Annotated in this window: 6 protein-coding genes; 1 reads left to right on the plus strand and 5 read right to left on the minus strand. The window is 67.1% G+C overall.

Annotated elements, in window-relative coordinates; translation table 11 throughout:
* A partial coding sequence (locus tag ACRDUX_RS06835) for a TetR/AcrR family transcriptional regulator (protein ID WP_526412259.1) occupies positions 1-366 on the minus strand: 366 nt, incomplete at its 3' end.
* 86 nt (positions 367-452) lie between these two features.
* Here ACRDUX_RS06835 and ACRDUX_RS06840 point away from each other — a divergent pair.
* Positions 453-776 carry a hypothetical protein gene (locus tag ACRDUX_RS06840; RefSeq protein WP_526412261.1) on the plus strand — a complete coding sequence of 108 codons (324 nt, stop codon included), beginning with the start codon at positions 453-455 and terminating at the stop codon, positions 774-776.
* Position 777: 1 nt separating this feature from the next.
* Here ACRDUX_RS06840 and ACRDUX_RS06845 read toward each other — a convergent pair whose 3' ends face one another.
* From ACRDUX_RS06845 to ACRDUX_RS06860, 4 genes are all read right to left on the minus strand, one after another.
* The gene (locus ACRDUX_RS06845) at positions 778-1,407 is read right to left on the minus strand and encodes an FHA domain-containing protein (protein ID WP_526412263.1); all 630 of its coding nucleotides are present in this window, start codon (positions 1,405-1,407) and stop codon (positions 778-780) included.
* Positions 1,407-2,696 (minus strand): vWA domain-containing protein, encoded by a 1,290-nt coding sequence (locus ACRDUX_RS06850; protein ID WP_526412265.1) that lies wholly within the window; start codon positions 2,694-2,696, stop codon positions 1,407-1,409. Before ACRDUX_RS06850 ends, ACRDUX_RS06845 begins: the two co-directional genes overlap by 1 nt.
* Positions 2,693-3,724: a PP2C family protein-serine/threonine phosphatase gene (locus ACRDUX_RS06855; protein WP_526412266.1), complete on the minus strand. Its 1,032-nt coding sequence runs from the start codon at positions 3,722-3,724 to the stop codon at positions 2,693-2,695. The genes ACRDUX_RS06850 and ACRDUX_RS06855 overlap by 4 nt, the downstream gene beginning before the upstream one ends.
* A partial coding sequence (locus ACRDUX_RS06860; RefSeq protein ID WP_526412268.1) for a tetratricopeptide repeat protein occupies positions 3,721-4,432 on the minus strand: 712 nt, incomplete at its 5' end. The genes ACRDUX_RS06855 and ACRDUX_RS06860, both read right to left, overlap by 4 nt.

Below are 4,432 nucleotides of genomic sequence, written 5' to 3' on the forward strand. Positions count from 1 at the left end.
TCCGCCACGCACGGTCTTGTTGCGCTCGTTTAGCTCTGCCGAGGCCACTTGGCTGAATAGCTTGAAGTAGCGGCGAGTTTGGGGGCTGACGAACCATGGCCAGGCGGCGGCCAACTGCGATAGGAAATCAGGCGAGGACGGCAACGCGCTCCGCGCGGCCTCCAGTTGGCGCTGACGTGCGCGGGCAAGCGCGAGTTCAATCAACTGGTGACGACTGCTGAAGTGGTGCACCAGCATCCGGGCGCTGGTATCTGCGGCCGCGGCGAGCCGATCCAACGACGCTCCAGGCAAACCATTGTCGACGAGATCGGTCGTGACTGCCTCCAGGAGACGATCCCGTCGCTGATGATCAACCGTGCGTGACACTCTCCAAGTGAATCATGTAACGTCGATTACACATTCCAAGTGGGGGGTGCAGTACGGCCTCTTCGCTTGTCCACCAATCCCGAGGAGTGGTCGTGCTGCGCGCAATCTACGTTCGAACCCTCAAGCCGGGCATTACCGATGAGCAGTTCGTGGCGTCTTGGATGCCTGATGAGCACACTCGCTCTTCATATCCGGCCGCCGTGACCGTCGCGCGGTCCTTGGCGAATCCGCGCCAGGTGTTATCGGTGTTCGACATTGACGTGAATCCGGAACGACTCGCCGACGTGCTACCCGATCTCGTGCATCCCGATTCCGAGGCCAGGCTGGCAGTGATCGTTGAATCTACGCAGATCGAGGACGTTTTCACCATCGCCGACCACTTCGGCGCAGACCAATCGCCAGGTGCGTAGTTCAACCACCCTTCGAGATCGTGATGGTGGTCCACGCGCCGACGTGGATGCGGTCGCCGTCGGCGAGCGGGACTTCCTCGCCGTTGACCAGCAGCTGCTCGCTGCCGTTGAGGCTGGTTCCGTTGGTCGAACCGAGGTCTGTGACGGTGAGTGCGGAGTCGCGGACCTTCAGCACCGCGTGTTGCGTGGAGACACCGCGGTCGGCGGGTTGAAGACCGAGGTCGATCTCGGGGTCGACGCCCTGGTCGCGGTTGTGCCTTCCGATCAGGGTCGTGTCGTGCCGCAGGGTGATTCGACGTTCCGGGAAGTACTGCGGAAAGTCGACGGTGTCCGGGCCGCCGCGGGCGAGCACGCGGTCATGGAACTCGCGGTCGGCGGCGACCACAGCGGTCCACACCACGGGTTCGACCGCGTCGGCCGACTGCGGAGGCGTCGCGGGCGGGGGCAGTGCGGAGTCGTGTCCGCACGTCTCGCAGAAGCGACCAGACACCGACGCCCCACACGACGGGCACGCCTTCGCCACGGGCCCGGCAGACGAGCCGGATTGTGCTGCAGGCGTTGCCATCTGAGCGCCGCACACGTCGCAGTAGTCGGCGGTAGCCGAGGTGTGCCCCTCTGAACAGGTCGGCATCAGGTTTCCTTCCGTACCCGCGCGGTCTTCGTCGATCGGGCGTCCAGGGCCATCTCGTCGGAGGCCGCGACCTCGCGCTTGAGGCGTGCCGTTCCCGTCCGCTCGTCGACCTCGATGACACCCCTGAGCAACTTGGCCGTTCCATCGTTGCCCGATTCCACCGCGAGTTCCATCGCTCGCTGCAGTTTCGCGGTCGCAGTCGCGACGTCCCCGTCCTTGCGTGCGCCCAACCCCTCCTGGACTGCCTGCGCCAGCTCGACCTGACCGGTGTAGTGCGCCACCCGGCGGCTGATCTTCGCCGACAACGCCGAGTCGGCGGTCCACACCGTCTTCACCAGGCCCTCACCCACGACCTCGTCGCCTGCGACGACACTCACCCGCGCCGCGAGTTTCTCCCGTCCCGCCGCGGCGGGCTCGACCTCGACCTGAACGTGGTAGTCGCGATCCTCCGCACCCCAGGAGCCCAGCGGATACTCCCCGATCTGAGCTGCGGCCTCGACACGACGGTGGGTGAGGTCTTCGACGGTCGGCGCGACCTGTTTGACGAACTCCACCCTGGCGCCGGCCGGTGTCCACAGACGCAGCGTCAGATCCGGAATCGTCTTGCCCATCGATGCCCGCATCATGGCGGCGAAGTCCTCGGCGAGATCTTCTGGATCGGCGACGATGTCCACGGTGCCGAGCAGCGCCGACGATATCGACCGCAGCTCGTCGACGCGCCAGTCCGTTCCCACTCCCCGGCAGTCGCAGGTGAATTGGCCTACGCTCGAGGCGATCTCGTGCTGCAGCTGCTCGGGCGTCTCGTGCTCGTCCTTGCCGTCGGTGAGCAGGATCGCATGGGTGAGCGCGCCTGGGAACTGCCCGACGACGTCCCGCGCGTAGGCAAGCCAGGTACCCATCGCCGTTCCGCCGTTGGGCCGTAGGCCGTCGACCGCCCGCGCGGCGGCCGCCTTGGTCGCCGCACTCGCGGTGGTCGGCACGCCCTCGGTGGGGTAGATGGGGCCGGCGTGCGCGGTCCCTGCGACGACGATGAAGTACGTGCCATCGGTGAGCTCGTCGATGGCTGCCGTGGTGGCGCGTTTGGCGGCGTCGAACTTGCCGGCAGGCTTCAACATCGACGTCGAGCAGTCGATGATGATGGCTTCGACGCGCACCGTGGGAGCGGCCACCGCGGCGACGTCGCTTCCTGCGGTGATGCTGACGATCGCGTCCACCGTCCCGGATCCCTCGGCGAGGTAGGGATTGTGGTCTACGTCAACCGAGATGCCTTGCTGTTCAGGTGAACTCATGAAGCCCCTTCGATCGGGATCAATACGACGGTGATGTTGTCCTGGCCGCCCGACTTCAAGGCGTGCTCGGTGAGCGCGCGCCCCGCCGAGGCCGGGTCGGTGCCGCTGCAGAAACGCGCGATATCGCCCGCGTCGGGAAGGTAGTTCCACAGCCCGTCCGAGCAGAGCAACAGTGCACCAGGACCGGCGACCGTGATCGTCCGCACGCTCGACTCGGACCACGGTATTGGTTCGGCGTCGGCGCCGAGCCAACGGGTGATCGTGTGTGCGCCGCGCAACACGACCTCCGACTCGGCGGATGCTCCCGCCGACATCAATTCCTGCGCGACGGAGTCGTCGACCGTCAGTTGTTGCGGGAGTCCTGGCGGTTCGGGCAGCCAGTATGCCCTGCTGTCGCCCACGTTTCCGACCGTGATGTCAACCTTCCCTGCGGCATTCGTCACGACCGTCGCCCCGGTATAGGTACACGACGGCGCGTTCGCCGGATCGAGTCCCGTACCCGCATCCACCGCCGCCTTCGCTGCGTCGGACAGCCCGGCCAGCACCGCCGTGCGCGGCTCCTTGGAGGCGGCGAGCGCGGTGAGCATCGCGTCCACACCGCCCTTGGAGGCCGCGACCGCCGCCACTTGGGGCTCACCGGAGGTGGACACCCCGTCGCACACCGCCGCTGCGATTGCGGGGTGCTCACCGGAGGCGCCTCGGCTCACCGTCCCCGCCGCGGCGGCATCCTCGTTCCTGGCGTGGTGCAGACCGCGGTCGGTGATCAGTGCGATCACGCCGAGGCGAGCCTCGTCACGGTCCGGCTCGGCGCGCCGGTGACCGCACGCGCTGCAGTACCCGTCGGCGAAGGTCGCGTTACCGCAGTCCGAACACGGGCCCTCCTGCGACAGCCCGCCACGTGGAATCGCGACCCGGTGGATCTCCGGCTGTGGCTCCTCGAAGAGCGGTCCGCCGCAGCTCTCGCAGAACCGATCCGCCACCCCGATGGGCGCTGCGCACTGCGGGCACGCGGTCTGCGCGGCCGTCATACCCGTGTCCTCGGTCGAACCGTATTTGCCCTCTCCACCAAGGCAATACGGTCCCACATTCCAGCCGTCTCGTGCGCCAACTCTCGGTAGCAGCGTTCCATGCCTGCCCGGATACCCGGCTCGTTGAAGTCGGCGCCAAGCAAGCGCGACGACTTGTTGGTGTTACCCGCCTTCAGCCAGCCCAGTGCCGCGTCAAACACCCGCAGCCGAATCGTCGCCCGCTTGGTGTTGGACTCCAGCGTCAGCGCACCTGCCCTCCGGTCGGCATCGAGCAGCGTCGCCTCGTCCAGGTTCTCGGCCGTTCGCCCTTCGAGCAGGATCTCGATCGCGGTGGCGCCTGCATCGGTGAAATGCGCCGACGCGGCCGGGATCTGGTCCAGTGCGGCGATCGCACCAGCCCGGTCTCCCCCTCGTTCGCGCTGCCTCGCCAGTCCGAACGCGGCGCTGACGTAGCTGTGGTCGGTACGCCACACCATCTCGTAGTAGCGCATGGCGTCGTCGCGCGCGTCACGCAGTTCGGCGGCGGCCGCCAGCGCCAGCTTGGGTGCCAGCTCACCGGGCAGGGTGGCCAGCACGGTGTCGAAACATCCTGCCGCCTGGTCGAATTCGCCTTCGAGCAGGGCACACTGGCCGCTGTACCAGAGCAGTCGCCAGTCTCCCGCGATCACCTCGTTCAGCTCGGAGAGCCCTGTGCGGGCCTCCTTCGCA

Source organism: Mycobacterium sp. (assembly GCF_050701675.1).
Lineage (GTDB): Bacteria > Actinomycetota > Actinomycetes > Mycobacteriales > Mycobacteriaceae > Mycobacterium.

What these genes read in the sequence shown, in the direction of transcription:
- ACRDUX_RS06850 (WP_526412265.1), bottom strand. Translation starts at nt 2,696, where the DNA reads ATGAGTTCACCTGAACAGCAAGGCATCTCGGTTGACGTAGACCACAAT.
- ACRDUX_RS06855 (WP_526412266.1), bottom strand. Translation starts at nt 3,724, where the DNA reads ATGACGGCCGCGCAGACCGCGTGCCCGCAGTGCGCAGCGCCCATCGGG.
- ACRDUX_RS06845 (WP_526412263.1), bottom strand. Translation starts at nt 1,407, where the DNA reads ATGCCGACCTGTTCAGAGGGGCACACCTCGGCTACCGCCGACTACTGC.